At 67.5% G+C, this 15,301-nt stretch carries 15 protein-coding genes; 8 read left to right on the top strand and 7 right to left on the bottom strand.

The features are described from left to right. Position 1: 1 nt before the first annotated feature. The 3 genes from gndA to ACAG21_RS17800 all read right to left on the bottom strand — a co-directional run bounded on the left by gndA (position 2) and on the right by ACAG21_RS17800 (position 2,951). Entirely contained in the window at positions 2-1,468 is a 1,467-nt protein-coding gene (gndA, locus tag ACAG21_RS17810) for an NADP-dependent phosphogluconate dehydrogenase (protein WP_370497575.1), read from the bottom strand. 101 nt (positions 1,469-1,569) lie between these two features. Next, on the bottom strand, positions 1,570-2,520 hold the full coding sequence (locus ACAG21_RS17805; protein WP_370497574.1) for a M56 family metallopeptidase: 951 nt from the start codon (positions 2,518-2,520) through the stop codon (positions 1,570-1,572). A 38-nt stretch (positions 2,521-2,558) separates the two neighbouring features. Further along, positions 2,559-2,951: a BlaI/MecI/CopY family transcriptional regulator gene (locus ACAG21_RS17800; protein ID WP_370497573.1), complete on the bottom strand. Its 393-nt coding sequence runs from the start codon at positions 2,949-2,951 to the stop codon at positions 2,559-2,561. A 334-nt stretch (positions 2,952-3,285) separates the two neighbouring features. On the opposite strand from ACAG21_RS17800, the gene ACAG21_RS17795 reads away from it, so the two are divergent. Further along, positions 3,286-3,714: a PaaI family thioesterase gene (locus tag ACAG21_RS17795; protein WP_370497572.1), complete on the top strand. Its 429-nt coding sequence runs from the start codon at positions 3,286-3,288 to the stop codon at positions 3,712-3,714. Here the strand turns inward: ACAG21_RS17795 and ACAG21_RS17790 are convergent. Further along, positions 3,711-5,099 carry an NAD(P)/FAD-dependent oxidoreductase gene (locus ACAG21_RS17790; RefSeq protein WP_370497571.1) on the bottom strand — a complete coding sequence of 463 codons (1,389 nt, stop codon included), beginning with the start codon at positions 5,097-5,099 and terminating at the stop codon, positions 3,711-3,713. The two genes, ACAG21_RS17795 and ACAG21_RS17790, sit on opposite strands and share 4 nt — an antisense overlap. A gap of 269 nt (positions 5,100-5,368) precedes the next feature. After that, positions 5,369-6,046 (bottom strand): SDR family oxidoreductase, encoded by a 678-nt coding sequence (locus tag ACAG21_RS17785; protein WP_239719764.1) that lies wholly within the window; start codon positions 6,044-6,046, stop codon positions 5,369-5,371. A gap of 256 nt (positions 6,047-6,302) precedes the next feature. On the opposite strand from ACAG21_RS17785, the gene modA reads away from it, so the two are divergent. The 7 genes from modA (at position 6,303) to ACAG21_RS17750 (ending at position 12,078) form a co-directional block, all read left to right on the top strand. Further along, the gene (gene modA / locus ACAG21_RS17780) at positions 6,303-7,085 is read left to right on the top strand and encodes a molybdate ABC transporter substrate-binding protein (protein WP_370497570.1); all 783 of its coding nucleotides are present in this window, start codon (positions 6,303-6,305) and stop codon (positions 7,083-7,085) included. A 9-nt stretch (positions 7,086-7,094) separates the two neighbouring features. After that, the gene (locus tag ACAG21_RS17775) at positions 7,095-7,889 is read left to right on the top strand and encodes an ABC transporter permease (RefSeq protein ID WP_370497569.1); all 795 of its coding nucleotides are present in this window, start codon (positions 7,095-7,097) and stop codon (positions 7,887-7,889) included. Between the two features lie 3 nt (positions 7,890-7,892). Then, on the top strand, positions 7,893-9,017 hold the full coding sequence (locus ACAG21_RS17770) for a sulfate/molybdate ABC transporter ATP-binding protein (protein ID WP_370497568.1): 1,125 nt from the start codon (positions 7,893-7,895) through the stop codon (positions 9,015-9,017). 98 nt (positions 9,018-9,115) lie between these two features. Beyond that, a complete protein-coding gene (locus ACAG21_RS17765; protein WP_370497567.1) occupies positions 9,116-10,162 on the top strand; it encodes an alanine and proline-rich secreted protein Apa in 1,047 nt (348 codons plus the stop codon). A gap of 77 nt (positions 10,163-10,239) precedes the next feature. After that, a complete protein-coding gene (locus ACAG21_RS17760; protein ID WP_342927745.1) occupies positions 10,240-10,539 on the top strand; it encodes a GlsB/YeaQ/YmgE family stress response membrane protein in 300 nt (99 codons plus the stop codon). Positions 10,540-10,724: 185 nt separating this feature from the next. After that, the gene (locus tag ACAG21_RS17755; protein ID WP_096287812.1) at positions 10,725-11,003 is read left to right on the top strand and encodes a GlsB/YeaQ/YmgE family stress response membrane protein; all 279 of its coding nucleotides are present in this window, start codon (positions 10,725-10,727) and stop codon (positions 11,001-11,003) included. Between the two features lie 55 nt (positions 11,004-11,058). Continuing rightward, the gene (locus ACAG21_RS17750) at positions 11,059-12,078 is read left to right on the top strand and encodes a zinc-binding alcohol dehydrogenase family protein (protein WP_370497566.1); all 1,020 of its coding nucleotides are present in this window, start codon (positions 11,059-11,061) and stop codon (positions 12,076-12,078) included. A gap of 1 nt (position 12,079) precedes the next feature. Here ACAG21_RS17750 and ACAG21_RS17745 read toward each other — a convergent pair whose 3' ends face one another. Continuing rightward, positions 12,080-12,850 (bottom strand): lysostaphin resistance A-like protein, encoded by a 771-nt coding sequence (locus ACAG21_RS17745; RefSeq protein WP_370497565.1) that lies wholly within the window; start codon positions 12,848-12,850, stop codon positions 12,080-12,082. Positions 12,851-12,887: 37 nt separating this feature from the next. Then, a complete protein-coding gene (locus ACAG21_RS17740; RefSeq protein ID WP_370497564.1) occupies positions 12,888-15,275 on the bottom strand; it encodes a phosphoketolase in 2,388 nt (795 codons plus the stop codon). Positions 15,276-15,301 lie beyond the last annotated feature (26 nt).

Here is a 15,301-nt window from a genome sequence, read left to right as displayed (position 1 = left end):
GCTACGCCGGCACTTCGCTGCGGTCGCCGCTCCACAGCGTGTGGAAGCGCTTGTCCGGGTCGGCATCGATGCGTCCGTAGGTGTGGGCGCCGAAGAAGTCACGCAGGCCCTGGGTCAGCGCGGCGGGCAGCCGCTCGGTGCGCAGGGCGTCGTAGTACGACAGCGCCGAGGCGAACCCGGGGATCGGGATGCCGAGCTCGGTGGCTTTGACCACAACGCGGCGCCAGCTGTCGATCGATGCCTCGATGGCTTCGCGGAAGTAGGGCGCGACGATCAGCGACGGCAGGTCGGCGTTCTCGTCGAAGGCCTCTTTGATGCGGTTGAGAAATTTGGCCCGGATGATGCAGCCGCCGCGCCAGATGGTGGCCATGTCGCCGGGGGTGATGTTCCAGTCGTACTCGATGCTGCCGGCCTGGATCTGGTTGAAGCCCTGGGCGTAGGCGATGATCTTCGACGCGTACAGCGCGCGGCGCACATCCTCGGTGAATTGTGCTGCGTCGGAAGGCCTTTCGCCGAGATCGCCGGAGGCCAGTCCGGTGGTGGCCTTGCGCTGGGCCACCGAACCCGACAGCGCCCTGGCGAAGACCGCCTCGGCGATACCGGTGACCGGCACGCCGAGGTCAAGCGCGGACTTCACCGTCCAGCGGCCGGTGCCCTTCTGTTCGGCCTCGTCCAGGATCAGGTCCACCAGCGGCTTGCCGGTCTTGGCATCGGTTTGCTTGAGCACCTCGGCGGTGATCTCGATGAGATAGCTGTCCAGGTCGCCGGCGTTCCACTCGGCGAAGACATCGGCGATCTCGGGTGCGGACTTGCCCAGTCCGTCGCGCAACAGCTGGTAGGCCTCGCCGATCAACTGCATGTCGGAGTACTCGATGCCGTTGTGCACCATCTTCACGAAGTGCCCGGCGCCATCGGGGCCGATGTGGGTGCAGCACGGCACGCCGTCGACGTGCGCGGAGATCTCTTCGAGCAGCGGCCCCAGCGATTTGTAGGACTCGGCCGGTCCGCCCGGCATGATCGACGGACCATTCAGCGCACCTTCCTCGCCGCCGGAGATGCCGGCGCCGACGAAGTGCAGCCCACGCTCCCGGATCGCCTTCTCGCGACGGATGGTGTCCGTGTAGAGGGCGTTACCGCCGTCGATGATGATGTCGCCGGATTCCATGGCGTCGGCGAGTTCATTGATCACCGCGTCCGTGGGGTCGCCCGCCTTGACCATGATGATCACCCGACGCGGCTTCTCGAGCGCGTCCAGGAACTCTTCGATGGTCTCCGAGCGCACGAACTTGCCCTCGTCGCCGTGCTCGGCGAGCAGTGCGTCGGTCTTGGCGATCGATCGGTTGTGCAGCGCCACGGTGTAGCCGTGGTGGGCGAAGTTGCGGGCGAGATTCGAGCCCATGACCGCCAGCCCGGTGACGCCGATCTGCGCGGTACCAGTCTTCGAATCCTTGGAGTCCAAGGCACTCATGTCTTCGCCTCTCAGGTTGGAGAACTTTTTGCTACACGGTTTCCGTCACACTGTGGCACAGCGGAGTTCCGGTCCGCCAAAGGGATTCGCTGTGGGCTGCGCTAGAGGTTGAACAGTCGCTTGAGCTCGGTGAGCCAGGGCACCGCGAGCGCGATGGTGGGCACCACCAGAACGGCCGCCGCGGCCAGGTACGCGGCCGCCGAAAGCATCACGCTGTTGCCCCGCCCGGACAATCGGCGGACCCGCACCACGGTGCTGGGACCACCCGCGGCCAGCGCCCCCGACGGCGCCCGACCGGCTGCGCAGGCCACCAGTGCGCGGGCCAGGGGAGTGCGCCCGGCCGCACGCACCGCGGCGTCGTCGGCGAGCAGCTCGACCAGCAGCTGCACCGCGCCCAGCGCATTGGAACTGCGGACCAGCCGCGGGAACGCGGCATGCACCGCGGTGAACGCTTCCAGCACCAGGTCGTGCCGGGCACGCAGATGCGCCCGCTCATGGGTCAGGATGGCCGAGACTTCGTCGTTGTTGAGCTTGGTCAGCGTCCCTTCGCTGACGACCACCCGGCTGCGGACGCCGGGTAAGCAGTAGGCCAGCGGTTCGGCAACCTCCAGCACGCGCAGGTCGCGGGTGCGGGCACAGGGTTGGGAAAGGGCCGCATCGTGCCCGACCCCCACCAGGTCGACCAGCATTCGGTGGTGCGCCCGCCGGCGCCGGTTGGCGATGGCGACCCGCAGGACGGACACCACCAGACGCACACCGACCAGCACGGTCAGCGCGAAGGCCGCGATGTAGGCCGTCCACAGCGGCCAACCGAGCCGCCCCGCGGCGCCGACGACGCTGGCCGTGGGACGCCCGTCGGGGCCCGGCATAAGGATTCGGGTGGCAATCGCGATGCCGGCGCTGAACGTGGAAAGCACGGCGGCCACAGCGATGGCTTGCCACAGCACCATCGCCGCACGCGGGGCACGCAGTGGCCAGGACGCGCGCGCTAACAGGGCTGGCGTTGGACCAATCAGCAGCACCGCGAGGAAGGTAAAGGCCATCGCGGACACATCACTAGTGTCCCTCAGGGCGCCGGTCTAGCGCCAGCTCATGGCGTATTGCGTTGATTGGCTTCCAGTTCGGCAAGGGCACGGCGCAGCGCTTCGGCCTCATCGGCACCGACGCGCTCGACAAAATGCACCAGCGCGGCCTGCCGGCCGCCAGGGTCCTCGGCCTGCGACAGCGCGTCCACCATCAGCCCGGCGACCAGCTCGTCGCGGCCGTGCACGGGTGCGTAGCGGTGCGCCCGGTCGTCGCGGATCTGGGATACCAGGTTCTTCTTGGCCAGCCGCTGCAGCACGGTCATCACCGTGGTGTAGGCGAGGTCGCGGCGCGCCGACAGCGCTTCATGCACCTGACGGACCGTCTGCGGTTCGGGCATGGACCACAAGTGGTCCATCACTGCGCGTTCCAGGTCCCCTAGCCGTGTCAGCTTGGCCATAGTTCGTTCATCTCCATCAGCGTTGAAACAAGCGTACTCCGGCTTACTACCGGCGGTCGTAAAGACGGCCGGGCTATTCGTTATCCGACCACGGCTACACGTGCACCCGGCCGGCATAGTTCACAGCCTACCTCTTGCAAAGTTAGGGCAGCCTTGCCTATACTCAAGGAGGTCGAGCGCAACAGACCGCCGGAGTGTCCTGAGGGCTGCAGTGACCCCCGGTCTACTCGATCGGCGAGCCCCGTGCCTTTGCGCACGGGGCTCGCCTGTTCTTTGCCACCACTTCACGACCGACCGTGATCACCGGATTCGGCGATGGTGTAGACAACAAAGCGTGTCAACGTCACCAGACGCGGTGATCCCGCCCGATTTCACCGCACCATTCGATACCGAGCTGGGCCTGCGATTCACCGAGCTCGGCCCGGACGGTGCCCGCGCCCAACTCGAGGTCACACCGAAACTGCTGCAGCCGATGGGCCTGGTCCATGGCGGTGTCTACTGCTCGATGGTGGAAAGCATGGCCAGCGTGTCGGCCTATACGTGGCTCACCACCCAGGGCGGCGGCGAGGTCGTTGGCGTAAACAACAACACAGACTTCCTGCGTTCGATCGGCTCGGGAACCGTCTACGGCGTCACCGAGCCGATTCACCGCGGCCGGCGCCAGCAGCTGTGGTTGGTCACCATCACCGACGACAACCAAAAGGTCGTCGCCCGCGGGCAAGTACGACTGCAGAATCTCGAGCCCCGCGGGCCCGTCGGCTAACTCGCCCGTCTGGCAGCGGCAGGTCGCTTCGCTTCCGCGGCTAGCACCGCGAGTTGTTCGATGCGGGTGCGGGCGAACGCCTGCTGCTCGGTGATGGTCAGCTGGCCACGCTGGGTGCTGAGGAAGGTCACGGTCCAGGACAGCAGCGTGCTGACCTTGGTCTTGAACCCGACCAGATACACCAGGTGCAGCACCAGCCACATCAGCCAGGCGATGAACCCGCTGAACTCCAGCGGCCCGACCTTGGCCACCGCCGAAAAGCGCGAGACCGTGGCCATGGAGCCCTTGTCGAAGTACTGGAAGGGCGCCCGCTCGGCCGGGTTGGCACCCGCGAGCTCGGCTTTGATCGTGCTGGCGACATACTTGGCACCCTGGATCGCGCCTTGCGCGACTCCCGGCACACCCTCGACCGCGGCCATGTCACCGATGACGAAGACGTTGGGATATCCGGGCACGGACAGGTCGGGCAGCACCTTGACTCGTCCCGCACGGTCGAGTTCGGCCGCCGACTGGTCGGCGAGGTCACTGCCCAGACCGCTGGCCTGGACACCCGCCGACCAGACCTTGCAGGCGGACTCGATACGTCGAATGGTGCCGTCGGAATCTTTGACGGTGATGCCGTTGCGGTCGACGTCGGTGACCATCGCGCCCAACTGGATCTCGACGCCCATCTTTTCCAGCCGAGCACGCGCCCGGGTGCCCAGCTTCTCGCCGAACGGCGGCAGCACCGCGGGGGCGGCGTCGAGCAGAATCACTCGCGCTCGGGTGGAGTCAATGTGCCGGAACGACCCTTTCAAGGTGTGCGTCGCCAATTCCGCGATCTGCCCGGCCATTTCGACGCCAGTGGGTCCGGCCCCGATGACGGTGAACGTCAAGAGTTTGGCCCGCCGTTCCGGATCGCGAGACCGCTCGGCCTGCTCGAAGGCGCTCAGGATGCGGCCCCGCACCTCGAGTGCGTCATCGATCGACTTCATGCCGGGGGCGAACTCCGCAAACTGGTCGTTGCCGAAGTAGGACTGGCCGGCGCCGGCCGCGACGATCAGGCTGTCATAAGGAGTTTCGTACGTGTGACCCAGCAAGTCCGATACGACGAACTTGCCGGCGAGATCGATGTGTGTGACGTCACCGAGCAGCACCTGGACATTGCGCTGCCTGCGCAGGACCACCCTGGTGGGCGGGGCGATGTCGCCTTCGGACACGATGCCGGTCGCCACCTGATACAGCAACGGCTGGAACAGGTGGTGAGTGGTGCGGGCGATCAATTTGATGTCGACGTCGGCGTGCTTGAGTTTCTTTGCCGCATTGAGTCCACCGAATCCCGATCCGATGATGACGACCTGATGGCGTCGCTTCGGATCAGCTGTGCCTTCTTGCTGTGGGCTCATTGCTTTGGGTGCTCCTGGTGGGGCTTCGTGGCGCGCGGTCTCAGTTAGCTATAACGCTAGTCATTCCGCCGCCCCGAAACCCAGGTCGTAAGCCTGTGCAATTAACCACACAATCCATTACCGCTGGTCGCGCCAACGTGATTCGCGTCATGCCGGAAGCCGAATGCGACTTTGGTTACATACCGGACAGCCGCCGTCGGCAGCCGTGTCCAGGTTGCGTGTCACCAAAAACTTAGGGGCACAAGGGATCTGGCCCCGTTTAATGCTTTCTAGGCGAAACGCGCAAGCGCGCCGTGGCTGACGTGCAGGGTCTGGCCGGTGATGTGGCGGGCCGCCGGGGTCGTCAGGAACAACGCCAACCGTGCGACCTCGTCGGCGACGGAAGGCGGTGTGCGCGAAAGACCTTCGTAGCCCGCTTGAGCACTGCGCCCGCTCGCCACGGCGTTCACCGTGATCCCGCGAGTGCCGAAAATGCCGGCCTGTCCGGAGATCCAGCTCGACAGCGTCGCTTTGATCGCGGCGTCGACACTGGCCGCCGGCGGGTTTTCCGGCACGACGCTGATGATGGAGCCACCCGAGCGCAGATGGTCGCCGACGGCTTGCACCGTCAGTACCGCCGACAGCACGGTCGCCTCGAGCGAACTGCGCCAGACGGCGGCGGTGTCGGACAGCGAATAGGTGCGCGGGTCGCCGTCGCTCCAGCCGCTATCGGGCACATTGACGATGGTGTCCAGGTGATGGGGGAACAACCCACGAGCCTCTTCGAGGCTGGCCGGGTCGGTGGTGTCGCAGACGATAGCGTCGACGTCGAGCTCTTTGGCGGCGACCTCGAGGTCGCCGCGCCGTGCGCCCACGAGGGTCACCTTGTGACCGCCATCGCGAAATCCCTCGGCTACTGTCCGCCCCAGATCCGTGTCGCCGCCGGTGACCAGCACCTCCACAGCCATCCTCCTCGTGTTCAACGTTGAACCCAGACACTGGCATTCACCAGCGTTAACGCTCTGCTCGGCGATGTGGTCGTGGTTCCGATGGTGTCACGCCACAGGACCGATGCCTGGGATCTCAGCGCGTATGGCGTCAATCTACGCCGAATGTTACTGGACAGTAGTTCTAAGGGGAAACTAAGGACGCCGCGACGCGCGGACAATTTTCGATAACTCTTTGGTCGTCACTGCTTCATTCGCCGCGAGCTAGGGTCTGACCATGCGTCGGATCGCGGTCCTGGCCTGGTTGGTATGCACGATCCCCGTCGCGAGCCTGGTCGCCTGTAGCTCGAAACCGTCGTCGTCGCCCGGCCAGTCGTCGTCGCCGTCCGCCTCGATCGTGGTGTTCGCCGCGGCGTCGCTCAAGCCGGCCTTCACCCAGCTCGGTCAGCTGTTCAAGGCCGACAATCCCGGTAGCGGCGTCGAATTCGACTTCGCCGGCTCCTCCGAACTCGCCACCCAGCTCACGCAGGGTGCAAGCGCCGACGTGTTCGCGTCGGCGGACACCGCGCAGATGGACACCCTCGTCAAGGCCGGGCTGCTCGCCGGGAACCCGACGAATTTCGCCGCCAACACGCTGGTCATCGTCACCGCGCCGGGAAACCCGCGCAACATCGGCTCCTTCGCCGATCTGGCCACGCCGGGCGTCAGCGTGGTGATCTGCCAGCAGCCGGTGCCTTGCGGGGCCGCGACCCAGCGCATCGAAGACAGCACCGGCGTGCACCTCAACCCGGTCAGCGAGGAAACCAGCGTCACCGACGTCCTGAACAAAGTGACCACCGGGCAGGCCGACGCCGCGCTGGTCTACGTCACGGATGCGAAGAACGCGAAAGAGAAAGTCGCGACGGTCAACTTTCCCGAAGCCGCAGGTGCGGTCAACGTCTATCCCATCGGGGTGTTGAAGAAGGCGTCGCAACCGGCGACCGCGCAGAAGTTCGTGACGCTGGTGACGTCTGACGCCGGCCGAAAGATCCTGGCTCAATACGGCTTCGCGAAACCCTGACCCGCAACCGTGCGCCGGCCTACGAATCTGCCCCGCTGGGTGTATGCCCCCGCCGCCGTGGGAGCCGCCTTCGTGGTGTTGCCGCTGGTGGCGATCGCGATCAAGGTCGATTGGCCGAATTTCTGGTCGCTGATCACCAGCGCGTCGTCCAAGACGGCGCTGCTGCTCAGCCTCAAGACCGCGGCCGCGAGCACCGTGCTGTGCGTGCTGTTGGGCGTGCCGATGGCACTGGTGCTGGCCCGTAGTACGGCCCTGCTGGTCCGGCTGCTGCGGCCGCTGATCCTGCTGCCGCTGGTACTGCCGCCGGTGGTGGGTGGTATTGCGTTGCTGTACGCGTTCGGCCGGCTCGGACTGCTCGGGCAGTACTTGGAAGCCGCGGGCTTGCACATCGCCTTCAGCACCACCGCCGTGGTGCTGGCGCAGACCTTTGTCTCGTTGCCGTTTCTGGTGATTTCCCTGGAGGGCGCGGCCCGCACGGCGGGCTCCAACTATGAGGTGGTCGCGGCCACGCTCGGGGCACGCCCCAGCACGGTGTGGTGGCGGGTCACCCTGCCGCTGCTGTTGCCCGGACTGACGTCCGGCGCGGTGCTGGCGTTCGCCCGCTCGCTGGGCGAGTTCGGCGCGACGCTGACCTTCGCGGGTTCGCGCCAAGGAGTCACTCGCACCCTGCCGCTGGAGATCTATCTGCAGCGGGTGACCGACGCGAACGCGGCTGTGGCACTGTCGGTTCTGCTCGTCGCGGTGGCCGCGCTGGTGGTGCTCGGCCTGGGCGCTCGCCGGCTGACCGGAACAGCGGCGGGCTAGCCGGTGAGTGAGCTGCAGCTTCGCGCGGTGGTCGCCGACCGCCAGTTGGATGTCGAGTTTTCGGTGTCTGCGGGCGAGGTGCTCGCGGTGCTGGGACCCAACGGCGCGGGAAAGTCGACCGCCCTGCACGTCATCGCCGGCCTCGTTCGTCCGGATGAGGGCGTGGTGCGGTTGGGGGATCGGGTGCTGACCGACACTGCCGCCGGGATCGACGTGGCACCGCACGACCGCCGGGTCGGGCTGCTGCTGCAGGACCCACTGCTGTTCCCGCACCTGAGCGTCGCCGCCAACGTGGCGTTCGGGCCGCACAGCCGTCGTGGCCTTTTCCGGTCGGCTCGCGCCGCCGAGAAGCAGACGGCCCGGCGCTGGCTGCGCGAGGTAGATGCCGAGCAGTTCGCCGACCGCAAACCGCGACAGCTGTCTGGCGGTCAGGCGCAGCGGGTGGCGATCGCGCGAGCGTTGGCCGCCGAGCCCGACGTGCTGCTGCTCGACGAACCGCTGACCGGGCTGGACGTCGGGGCGGCCGCAGCCATCCGCGCGGTGTTGCGGACCGCGGTCGCCCGCAGTGGCTGCGCGGTCGTCCTGATCACCCACGACCTGCTCGACGTGTTCACCCTGGCCGATCGGGCGCTGGTGCTCGAGGGCGGCAAGGTCGCCGAAGTCGGCCCGGTGTCCGAGGTGCTCACCGCTCCGCGCAGCCATTTCGGGGCCCGCATTGCCGGAGTCAACCTGGTCAACGGAACCGTCGGGCCGGACGGCTCACTGCGGACCCGCTCCGGCGCCCGCTGGTACGGAACCCCCGCCGAGCGGCTGGGCGCCGAGCTGACCGACGGGCAGGACTCGATCGCGGTGTTCAGACCGACGGCGGTGGCCGTCTACCGGGACCTGCCGCACGGCAGCCCCCGCAACTGCGTCGAGGTCACCGTGTCCGAGCTGGGCATCCGCGGACCCGCGATGGTGGTACGTGGCTCGGAACAGCCCGACGGCGCCCCTGGACTGGCTGCCGAGATCACCGCCGAAGCCGCCGCCGAGCTGGAACTGACCCCGGGCGACCGAGTGTGGTTTTCGGTCAAGGCGCGTGAAGTGGCGCTGTATCCGGCGGTACCGCACCGCGCCGACCCGCAGTGAACTGCGCAGACTCACCGAAGGTTGCGCTCCGGCAACATCGCGCGCATCGCCAGCACGGCATCCTTGCGTCACAGCGGTAACACGGTAGGTTCGTCGCCATGGATCAGGTGGACTCACACTCGACACGTCGCAAAGGCCTGTGGGCGACGCTGGCGATCGCCACGGTGACCAGTGCCAGTGCCGTCACCTTCGCGTTGCCGGCTCCCGCTCATGCCGATCCCGAGGTCCCGACTCCGGTGCCGGCAACGACCACCGCCGCCCCGGCACCGGCCCCGGCCGCGGGCGCACCCGCGCCGACGACCGCGGCGCCCGCACCGGGGGCCCCGGCACCCGCCGGGCAGCCGGCAGCCGGTGACCCGAACGCGCCGGTGCCGCCGCCGCCCCCGCCGGTGGATCCCAACGCCCCGGCGCCGCCACCGCCCGTCGACCCCAACGCCGCCCGCATCACCAACGTCGTCGGCGGCTTCAGCTACTTGCTTCCCGGCGGGTGGGCCGAGTCGGACGCCTCGCACCTCGACTACGGTTCAGCGCTGCTCAGTAAGATGATCGGTCCGCCGCCGCAGCCCGGTCAGCCCGCGCCGGTGGCAAACGACACCCGCATTGTGATGGGCCGCCTGGATCAAAAGCTCTATGCCAGTGCGGAAGCCAATGATGCGAAGGCCGCCGTCCGGCTGGGCTCGGACATGGGTGAGTTCTTCATGCCGTATCCCGGCACCCGGATCAACCAGGAATCCGCCCCACTCACCGGCGCCAACGGGATCACCGGAAGCTCGTCGTTCTACGAGGTCAAGTTCAGCGATCCCAGCAAACCCAACGGTCAGATCTGGACCGGTGTGGTCAGCGCTCCCAACGCGGCTGCCGCCGGTCCGCCCCAGCGCTGGTTTGTCGTATGGCTCGGCACCGGCAACAACCCGGTAGACAAGGTCGGAGCCAAGGCGCTGGCGGAGTCGATTCTGCCGTTCACCGCGCCGCCGGCGCCAGGCGCACCGGCGGCGCCGGGCGCGCCCGGTCCGGCTCCGGGATCTCCGGCACCGGCTCCGGGAGCCCCCGCCCCGGTGCCCGGCCAGGTGCCGGGCCAGGCACCCGCGAGCGAGGTCACTCCTACTCCGAGCCCGGCGCCGCAACCGACGTCGTTCAGCGCCTGACCCGTAACCGGGGTATACCGCTACGACGACCCCGACTCTTAGGCTGAGCTCTGGCAACGAACCGCAAGGAGACTCGCATGGATGTCATGGCCGCTACCGAGTACCTGGCACGATCGACCACGACGACGAGCGTCGGCCTGATCGGTTACATCATCATCGGCGGTCTTGCGGGATGGGCCGCGGGCAAGATCATGAAGGGTTCCGGCTCCGGAATCTTGATGAACATCGTGATCGGCATCGTCGGCGCGCTGATCGGCGGCTTCTTGCTGAGCTTCTTCTTCGACACCGCGGCCGGCGGCTGGATCTTCACCTTCTTCACCGCGTTGCTGGGGTCGGTGATTCTGCTCTGGATTGTCGGCCTGGTGCGCAGGAGCTAATCCACCGGGCCGCCTGTGGCAAACCGGTTGCGGCGCGAATCGGCGACCCGCCCGGGGGTTGGTGCGTCGCTGCATTCAGCCGAATTACGGCATGAGAAGCGGTCTTTCGCCGTGGCGGTTGAGTTGGCTCCGACGGGGTATACGGCCCTACGTCCCGTCTGTCAGTTAAATCAAAGGAGCCGGTCATGATTCTGCATATCGTGTGGCTGATTGTCTTGGGTCTGATCGTCGGCCTGGTCGCGCGCCTGCTGGTGCCCGGCAAGCAGCCGATGGGCTGGGTCGCCACCGCGCTGCTCGGCATTGTCGGCTCGTATGTCGGCGGCACCCTGGGCAGCATCGTCTTCCCACCGCACCAGTTCGACATTCACCCGCCCATTCAGCATTCCTTCCTGGGCGCGCTGGTCGGCGCGGTGATCCTGTTGTTGATCTACAAGTTCGCCACGTCGCGCACCAAGACCCTGTAGGGCCAGGGCCTTTGGGCCCATGCGGGGTGGCGGCGCATAGCGGCATGATGGGGTAATGGCCTCGGCGACCACGATGAACGCATGGCGGGTGCGCCGGCCCGGCCCGATGGATACCGACCCGCTGCAGCGGGTCACCACGGAAGTGCCGCGGCCGGCGCCCTCGGAGTTGCTGGTGGCCGTGCGGGCCTGCGGGGTGTGCCGCACCGACCTGCACGTCACTGAGGGCGACCTTCCGGTGCACCGCAACCACGTCACCCCCGGCCACGAAGTGGTGGGCGAGGTAGTCGAGGTGGGCGCCGACGCCGGTGACGGGTTCACAGTGGGGGACCGGGTTGGCATCGCCTGGCTGCGCCACACCTGCGGTGTGTGCAAATACTGCCGCCGAGGCGACGAGAACCTCTGCCCCCAGTCCCGCTACACCGGCTGGGACGCCGACGGCGGTTACGCCGAATTCGCTACGGTTCCAGCGGCTTTCGCGCACCACCTGCCGAGCGGCTACAGCGACAGCGAGCTCGCGCCGCTGCTGTGCGCCGGCATCATCGGATACCGTTCGCTGCTGCGGGCGCAGTTACCGCCGGGCGGCCGGCTGGGCATTTACGGCTTCGGCGGCAGCGCGCACATCACCGCCCAGGTCGCGTTGGCCCAGGGCGCCGAACTGCACGTGATGACCCGGGGCGAGCAGGCCCGCGAACTGGCGCTGGCCCTGGGTGCGGCATCGGCTCAGGGGGCGGCGGATCCGCCGCCGGTGCCGCTGGATGCCGCGATCCTGTTCGCTCCGGTCGGGGAACTGGTGCTGCCCGCGTGCGAGGCGCTGGACCGCGGCGGCACGTTGGCGATCGCCGGAATCCACTTGTCGGATATCCCGGTCCTGAACTATCAGCGTCACCTGTTCCAGGAGCGCCAGATCCGCTCGGTCACGTCGAACACCCGGGCCGACGCGCGCGAGTTTCTCGATTTCGCGGGCCGGCACCGCATCGAAGTGACGACGCCGGAGTATCCACTCGATCAAGCCGCCCGGGCGCTGAGCGATTTGGCCGGTGGGCGCATCGCCGGGGCAGCGGTGTTGCTGGTGTAGGTCAGGTCGACAGATGCCAGACCAGGGCCGCGGCCAGGGCGCCCAGCCCGTTCAATGACCAGTGCAACGCGATCGGCGCGATCAGGCTGCCGCTGCGCCGGCGCAACCAGCTGAACACGAAGCCCGCGCTGCCGGTCGCCACCACGGCCAGCGTCACGCCGGCGACCATGCCGACGAACCCGCCGCCGAGCAGCCGGGTGAAGCCGACGTTGTTGCTGGTCAGCCCCAGCGAGGTGGCGACGTGCCACAGTCCGAACAGCAACGAGCCGCCGAGTGCGACCCCGCGGAATCCCCAGGCCCGATGCAGCGCGCCGTGCAGCACACCCCGGAAGGCCAGCTCCTCGGGAATCACGGTCTGCAGCGGGATGATGACCATCGAGGCGATCAGCGCGCCGGAGACCGTCGCGTAGTGGTTGTTCAGGAACATCGGCCGCGTCATGGGCAGCAGTACGCCGATCGCGATCACCGACGCCACGACGGCCACCGCGGCCACCGCGTAGCCCAGCCCCGATTTCCAATGCTCCCGGCCGAGGCCCAGATCGACCCAGTCCAAACCGGTAGCACGCATCAACACCACCAGCCCGACCGCTGCCACCGGCACCGTCGCGACACTCGCCCACGGCGTGGTGAAGTGCGCGACCAGGTTGGTCAGCACCAGCACCGCGACCACCACGGCAATGTCGAAATACAGCCGCAGCCGGTGCAGCGCCGACAATTGCGAGACCAGCGGGTGGAGGTCAACGGCATCGAGGGCCGTGGCGTGCTCAGACATCCCGGCCGAGTTTACCTGCGCACCCCTGCCGCCCAGGTCACGACGAGTGCGGAGGTTCCCACTTCCAGTTCGCGATCCGCGGGTCGTCTTCCCCGTGCTCGCGGGTGTAGCGGCGGGCGTTCAGCCGCGCATCGACCATCCGCTGCCGCAGCAGCGCGGCCCGGCCGGCCAGCCCTTCGACCCGGTCGATGACGTCGATGACCAGATGGAAACGGTCGAGGTCGTTGAGCATCACCATGTCGAACGGCGTCGTGGTAGTGCCGCGCTCCTTGAACCCGCGGACGTGGATGTGCGGGTGGTTGACGCGGCGATAGCACAGCCGATGGATCAGCCACGGATAGCCGTGATACGCGAAGATGACCGGCTTGTCGCGGGTGAACAGCGCGTCGAACTCCTTGTCCGGCAATCCATGTGGATGCTCGGAGTCCGGCTGCAGGCGCATCAGGTCGACGACGTTGACCATCCGCACGGCCAGGTCGGGCAGCTCGCGGCGCAGGATGTCGGCGGCGGCGAGCGCCTCCTGGGTGGGGATGTCGCCGGCGCACGCCAGCACCACGTCGGGTTCGCCGGTCGCGGTGCTCGCCCAATCCCAGATCCCCAGGCCGCGGGTGCAGTGGGCGATCGCGTCGTCGATGCCGAGATAGGACAGGGCGGGTTGCTTGCCGGCGACGATGACATTGATGTAGTCGCGGCTGCGCAGGCAGTGATCGGCCACCGACAGCAGGGTGTTGCCGTCCGGCGGCAGATAGACGCGCACGATCTCGGCGCGCTTGTTGGCGACCAGGTCGATGAACCCCGGGTCCTGATGCGATGCGCCGTTGTGGTCCTGACGCCACACATGGGAGCTCAACAGGTAGTTCAGCGACGCGATCGGCTGCCGCCACGGCAGTTCGCGGCTGGTAGCCAGCCATTTCGCGTGCTGGTTGAGCATCGAGTCGACGATGTGCACGAACGCCTCGTAGCAGTTGAACAACCCGTGCCGCCCGGTGAGCAAATAGCCCTCCAGCCAGCCCTGGCACAGGTGCTCGGAGAGCACCTCCATCACCCGGCCGTCCGGCGCGAGACCTTCGTCGTCGGGTTCGGTTCGCGACAGCCACACCTTGTCGGTCGATTCGAACACGGCCGACAGCCGGTTGGAAGCGGTTTCGTCGGGCCCCATCAGCCGGAAGCGGTCGGGGTTGTGGGTGATGACGTCGCGCAGGAACGTTCCCAGCACCCGGGTGGCCTCGTGGGTGGACGCCGCCGGCTGCTCGACCGGCACCGCGTAGTCGCGGAAGTCCGGCAGATCCAGGTCATGCAGCAGCAAGCCGCCGTTGGCATGCGGGTTGGCGCTCATCCGGCGGTTGCCGTGTGGCGCCAGCGCGCGCAGCTCGGGGCGCAGCGCGCCGTGGGAGTCGAACAACTCGTCGGGCCGATAGCTGCGCATCCACTCGTCGAGTTGCGCGCGGTGGTCGGGATTGTCCCGGGTCTCGGCGAGGGGAACCTGGTGCGCTCGCCAGGTGCCCTCGACGTGCTTGCCGTCGACCTCTTTGGGCCCGGTCCAGCCTTTCGGCGTGCGCAGCACGATCATCGGCCATACCGGCCGGTCGGTCTGGCGGCCGTCGCGTGCTGCGCGCTGGATGCCGGCGATGTCGTCGAACGCGTCGTCGAAGGCAGCGGCCAGCTCTCGGTGCACATTGTCGGGATCGTCGCCGGCGACGGTGATGGGGCGGTAGCCGTTGCCGCGCAGCAGCGATTCGAGTTCGGTGTGCGGGATGCGGGCCAGCACGGTGGGGTTGGCGATCTTGTAACCGTTGAGGTGCAGGATCGGCAGCACCGCGCCGTCGACGGCCGGGTTGAGGAATTTGTTCGAGTGCCAGCCCGCCGCCAGCGGACCCGTCTCGGCTTCGCCGTCGCCGATCACGCAGGCGACCACCAGGTCGGGGTTGTCGAATGCCGCACCGAACGCATGCACCAGCGCGTAGCCGAGTTCACCGCCCTCGTGGATGGATCCCGGGGTCTGGGCCGCTACGTGGCTGGGGATGCCGCCGGGGAACGAGAACTGGCGAAACAGCTTGCGCAGCCCCTCGGTGTCCTCGCCGATGCCGCTGTAGATCTCGGTGTAGGTGCCTTCGAGGTAGGCGTTGGCGACCAGGCCCGGACCGCCATGGCCCGGTCCGGTGACGTAGATGACATTGGCATCCCGATTGCGGATGATCCGGTTCAGGTGCGCGTAGATCAGGTTGAGCCCGGGTGTGGTGCCCCAATGCCCTAGCAGCCGGGGTTTGACGTGCTCGGCCGTCAACGGCTCGCTGAGTAGGGGATTGTCCAGCAGATAGATCTGTCCGACCGACAGGTAATTGGCGGCGCGCCAATACTTGTCGATCAGCGTGAGTTCGTCGTCGGAGAGTGCTTCGGGCGCGGTTGTCGGGGTTTGCAAGCTCACGTGCCCGATTGTCCGCGCGCCCGATG

It is taken from the genome of Mycobacterium sp. pR1184, from assembly GCF_041287235.1.
Lineage (GTDB): Bacteria > Actinomycetota > Actinomycetes > Mycobacteriales > Mycobacteriaceae > Mycobacterium.
This window is presented reverse-complemented; position numbering and strand designations above follow the sequence as displayed.